The organism is Streptococcus sp. 1449 (assembly GCF_013276805.1).
Taxonomy (GTDB): Bacteria; Bacillota; Bacilli; order Lactobacillales; family Streptococcaceae; genus Streptococcus; species Streptococcus pseudopneumoniae.
Genome location: NZ_VMLS01000082.1, coordinates 11,858 through 17,744, shown reverse-complemented (window position 1 = coordinate 17,744; position 5,887 = coordinate 11,858). Strand labels below are relative to the sequence as shown.

Genomic DNA, 5,887 nt, shown 5'->3' with positions numbered 1-5,887 from the left:
CTCAAAACACCGTTTTGAGGTTGTAGATAGAACTGATGAAGTCAGCTCAAAACACCGTTTTGAGGTGGCAGATAGAACTGACGAAGTCAGCTCAAAACACCGTTTTGAGGTTGCAGATAGAACTGACGAAGTCAGTAACATATACATACGGCACGACAAGGCTGACATGGTTTGAAGAGTATGGAACAATCATAACTTATTTGAAGATTTTAAAAGATTGTAAGCTATTATATCTGGATAAATAAGTATTAGAAACTAAAGTGAGGAAAAAGATGTTTTTATATTTAAAGGGTTTAGGAAAATTTCGTAAGTCAAAAGCTTATGGATTGGTGGGATGTCTGGCATTGGTGAGTATGATTGGATTGTCGATTCCTGATTTACCAGTTGTTGGAGGAAGAACAGTGTATGCTGACGTCATTCAAGGTGGCGATGATATAAAAGATGTGAGCGTTCATGAGAAGTCCGCTGAGGGTGTTGCTATGACTTATACCACTTATGATAGTGGTACGAGTGGAAAACAAACCGCGTCTGGCAGTGGTGTCTTTGTAGCGCCGAATGTCATGGTAACCGTAGCTCATAATTACTATGATAAAAACCAAGAAAACAAGTCCGCGGTCTTGCGTGGTGGGGAGTCTGCTCGTAGTTATGTTGTGATGAACTCAGAGACGGAAAAGAACAATAAAGTACCTACTTCTGGTGTATCAGAAGCTCTTGAAAAAGACTCTATTCACTTATATAACGGCAACGACTTTGGTAAAGACTATAGCAACGACTTAGCAGTAGTGGTAACTAAAAAGCCTGTAGAAGCTATGACGGGTGGTGAGGACTCTCCAAGAGAGTTGAGCCATAAAGAGGTTTCTACTGGTGATAAAATCACTATGGTAGGTTATCCCAATGATTTTTCGACTCCGAATTTAAGTGAAGAAAACAAGAAGAGGTTGAAAGATGGTAAGGCTTATTCAGTCTCAACAACTGTAAGCAGTGTCAATAAAGAGAGCGGTGCAGTCACTTATCATTCCTCAGCTTTGGGAGGTTTTTCAGGTGCTCCTTTGTTTAATGATAAGGGAGATGTAGTCGGTATCCACCAGCACGGAACAAATACTTCAAACGCTCCTGAGAGTGAGCGTATTGGGGGTGGTACGATTTTTACGGAAAAGCACAGAGCTTGGATTCGTTCTATGATTGATAAATATGGTATAAAGGGTTGGTATATAGATGGTGCAAACCGTTACTATTATGATGAAAATCACAGAGCCTTAAAAGACGTAGAGTATGAGATTGACGGTGCTTTGTATCGTTTTGATGAAAAAGGTCGAGCGACTTTAGTAAAAGGTGAAGAAAAAGGCCGCGTTCTACTTCGAGTGGAAGATACTAAAGGAACTCCTTTGATTTCAGATAAGGTTGTTCAGGAAGGTCCTGTTGGAAGTGGTTTGAATTTTCATTTAAGACAAAATCCAGACTTCAAACAGTTAATAGCAACTTCCCCAACAGCTAAAGTGGTATCTTACAATGGAGTTTCTGTCAACAAACTAGTAAGTGATACTAGTTGGTCTGATGAGTATGTCAGTAAGTTAGCTTTAGGTAATACCATTATAAAAGCTGTTGTTGACTCAGTAAATCCTTCATCTACTTCGTCTTCTGATTTCGCAAGAACGGAGGTTGGTAAGGTTGACTTGAGTGGCAAATCCAACTTACCTATGCCTAGTAAAGAGGTGTTACAAGCTCCGAATGGCTCAGAAAATTTCTATGCTACAACGCACATTCAAACGCCAGATGGGTCGGGGTCAGGTACTTTAATTGCACCCAATTTGGTGTTAACAGTCGCTCATAATTTTTTAACAGTTAAAGGTTCTGAGGTCGTTACGAAATCTGGTCGCACCAATACAGTGTATAAAGCAACCTTACCGAATGGGTTGTCTGTGCATTTTTCAGATGATGATATTGTTTATTGGAATAAAAAAGATTCCGTATTTGGATTTAAAAATGACTTAGCCTTGGTTCGACTAAAAGAAGATTTCAAAGCGGTATCTCCTGTAGAGATGGTTTCTGAGTCAACTTCTATCGCTAAGGGTGAAAAAGTTTCGGTTTATGGTTTCCCGGACGGTCGTTTATCTCCAGTCTTGGATAGTGAAGTTGTAGATACTACTGATTTCGGTTCAGGTATTGAGGGTATCAGCTATGAAGGCACAAAACCTGGAGCGTCTGGTGGTGGTCTTTATAATGACAAAGGTGCTTTAATTGGAGTTCACCAAAATGGTGTTGTAGGAAGCCGCAGTGGTGGTTTAGTCTTATCAAAAGAGCAGCTGGATTGGGTTCGTTCTTATATTGAGGGTCAACCAAAAGATCCTGTCTATGTAAGAGATGAAGTTTTGGTGGATGAGAAGGATAAGGATAAACTTCCTTCAACTCCAAAAGACGAAAAACCAAGTACACCTAAAATAGAGTCTGATAAAGATAAAGTAGAACCTCCTCTCAAACCGCAAAAGGAGCCGAAAACAGAGGTTATTACCACTTACGAAGGTGATAGTACCCTTGAGGTTGGAAAAGAGAGTACAGAGGATACTAAGGGTGAAAAAGAAGGTGTTCCACTTATTTACCGAGTAGTGTATAAAGGTACTAAGCCGAAAGTAGAAAAAGAATCGATTGCTTTTGATACTCTTTACCAAGGAGATGAAACAAAAGAGCTTGGTTTCCGTTCAGTTGTAGAGGGTAAAGGAGGGGTGGTTACTCGAACTACTACTTATCAAGTAGATAAGTATACAGGAGCGGTATCTTCTCAAGTTTCTGAGAAGAAAATAGCTCCTCAATCCAAGGTGATTACTTTAGGTATTAAACCCAACAGTGTCATAAAAGAACTTCCGATTACAGAGCGTTTTGAGGACTCTGAAGAGTTAGAGAAAGGGAAAACGGAGGTTGTTTCGGAGGGGTATGTAGGTAAAGAAGTTACTAAGGTGATTTATAAGGTCTTAGCTGATGGAAAGATTGTTGAAAATTCTCGTACAGTCGAGGTTACACCTATGAGAGAACGTGTGGTTCTTAAGGGTGTGAAGGAAGTGGTGTCATCGACGGAAGAAAACTCAAGTAATCTCAAAGAGGAAGTGGTATCTCCAGATAAAGTAGAGTTTCTAGTTCCAAAAGATGCGCCAATCAGAGAAGAACTGCCTGCGTCTAGTGAGGAATTTTCAGAATCAGAGGTTTTAGTATCGGGAGAAAAAATACCAGGCGACCTTGGGAAGTCTATAGTATCTTCAAAAGAACTAGTCCCTGAAAGAGTGGAAGTTCCAGACTTTGTGGCTAAAGTTACAGGTGGAGAAAAATTGACAGTAGAAGGGCACCGAGATGAGAGAAAAATAAAGACTCCATCAAAACAGGAAAGATTATCTAGCCCAGAAACCACTGCTCAATTCACAACGAACGGGACAGGTTCGTCATCGTTAACAGCTGTTTTTGGCGTTGAAGCGGATAACATGTCACTTTCTACTGTTGAACATTCTGTTATTACATATAATCAACAAAGAGGATGGCATAAGATAAATAATCAGTGGTATTTTAGAAATTCCGATGGGAAAGAACGGACAGGCTGGATGAAAGAAAATGATGCATGGTATTATTTTGATGCGAATGGAATCATGCAAACCGGTTGGATACAGGATACAGACGGTAATTGGTATTATCTCAAGGATAATGGCATGATGGAGGTAGGCTGGTTCCAAGATTCAAGTGGCGCGTGGTACTACTTAGGATCATCTGGTTCCATGGAATCCAATACATGGATTTATTATAAAGGAAAGTGGTACTATATCGATGCTTTTGGGAAACTACTTTTCAATTCGCTAACACCAGACGGCTATAGAGTGAACGAGTACGGGGAATGGATCAACTGATTTTGCTTTATGACCTATTGATGAGCAAGCGAGTAGTATAAAAAACATTAGAATTAATAGTCTAGGAAGTGGTAAGAGTTCTCTAAAACGGCTGATTTTGTAATCTTTTTTGTAAAATAGAGTCTTTAATAAATAATATGAGCAAGATTTATCTCTTTACAAGTGATTAGGATTAATAATTTTTAACTTTCTCGCTCCTTTTGTCTTTCTTTTCCGAATAAATAGATAGTAGCAGTAAATCTAGTAAACCTAGATTTAAAAATGTGCTATAATGAAAGGAGAGGAAATATGATTCTAAGACATCCGGGCATTAGCCCGACCAATGATTTGGTTGCTAAGAAAATCTTTAGCAACCCAGAAATCACTTGTCAATTTATCCGCGATATGCTGGATTTACCAGCAAAAAATGTGACCATTTTGGAGGGAAGCAATATTCATGTCTTGACTTCCATGCCCTATTCGGCGCAAGATTTCTATACCAGTATAGATGTTTTGGCGGAGTTGGATAATGGTACGCAAGTTATCATCGAAATTCAGGTTCATCATCAGAATTTTTTCATCAATCGTTTATGGGCTTACTTGTGCAGTCAGGTCAATCAAAATCTTGAAAAAATTCGTCAACGAGAAGGTGATACTCATCAGAGTTATAAACACATCTCACCAGTATACGCTATCGCAATTGTGGATAGTAACTAGTTCTCAGATGACTTGGCTTTTCATAGTTTTAGCATGCGAGAGGATTCGACAGGTGAGGTTTTAACAATTACAAACAATGGACAGGAAAACCATCTAGTCAAGATGGCGTTCTTGGAATTAAGAAAATACAGAGAAACCAGCAAAGACAAGGTTCGTAAACCATGGTTAGAGTTTTTCGGGAATAAACCCTTTACCCAGCAGCCCGAGCGAGCCATCAGCCAAGCAGATCAACTGCTGGACTACAAGAGCTGGTCCGAGGAGGATAGGAAAATGTTTAGTGAACAACGCAGGCGAGAAGAACAAGCCATGTTAGCACAGGACTATGCTTTGGAGCAAGCTGAGGAAAAAGGTTTAGAGAGAGGTCTTGAACGTGGTCGCGCAGAGGGGATTGAACAAGGCATCGAAAAAGGTTTAGAACAAGGACTTGAACGTGGGAAAGTTGAAGGAAGTTTGTCTATGCTACTAAATCTAGTCCACCAAGGACTTCTGACTTCCGAGGTTGCCAGTCAGCAATTGGGCATGACTGTTGCTGAGTTTGAAGTATTATTGAAAGACCATCATAAATAAGAATGTTGAATCTCAAATTCAAGTTAGGCAGAGAGAAGAAATTTTCAGAGAGATTTGCGATCCAACTATTTTTTAGGACAATCATTGCTTCACCTCTCGATGAAGGCAACTTTTTTAGAAGTCGTTTTTTTAGGTAAGAGGATTGACTTTAGGAAATCATCTACGAGTCAGTTTTTTTAAGTCCTCATATAGAGACTCTAGGCATAAAATCTTAAAAATCACAAACACGCATAGTATCAGGTAATTAAAAAAACTTGATATTATGCGTTTTATAGTGCATTGAATCTATATTAGGACACAACAATTCTTAAATCATTGTTAGAAATTGGTTTGAATTTTCCAATCAATTTGTTCGATTTTTACATCATTGCATTATATCATGCGACTATTAACCTTGTCTTCTCCTAAAATTGACTTTCTTGTTTTCTTATCTTGTCCACTCGAAACAAGTATTGTAAGAATTTGATTATTTTTGAAAGTACTTTTAATATATTTGATATAGTTAAAAAAGATTTGAAACTAAATTCCAAATTAGAAAAAGACTTGAAATACTAAAAAAAAAAAGTATACTCTAATTGGAAACGGTAACAAAACTAATTTAGAGAATGAAATATAGAGTATTTCTCTCTTAAAAGTTTTTGGTGAAACGAGATGTAGAAAGGAGATTTAGCCAAAGAGTCTACTAGTGCTAGAATAATAGATTAGAATTATTTTAGAAAAACTAATACTCAATGAAAATC

The 5,887-nt window shown here is 38.3% G+C and carries 1 protein-coding gene and 1 pseudogene; both read left to right on the top strand.

Annotation, left to right across the window (positions count from 1 at the left end):
• Positions 1-272: 272 nt before the first annotated feature.
• Positions 273-3,884, top strand: coding sequence for a trypsin-like peptidase domain-containing protein (locus tag HT687_RS10775; protein WP_138707172.1), 3,612 nt, complete (start codon positions 273-275; stop codon positions 3,882-3,884).
• A 288-nt stretch (positions 3,885-4,172) separates the two neighbouring features.
• A pseudogene (locus tag HT687_RS10770) lies at positions 4,173-5,147 on the top strand (Rpn family recombination-promoting nuclease/putative transposase).
• Positions 5,148-5,887 lie beyond the last annotated feature (740 nt).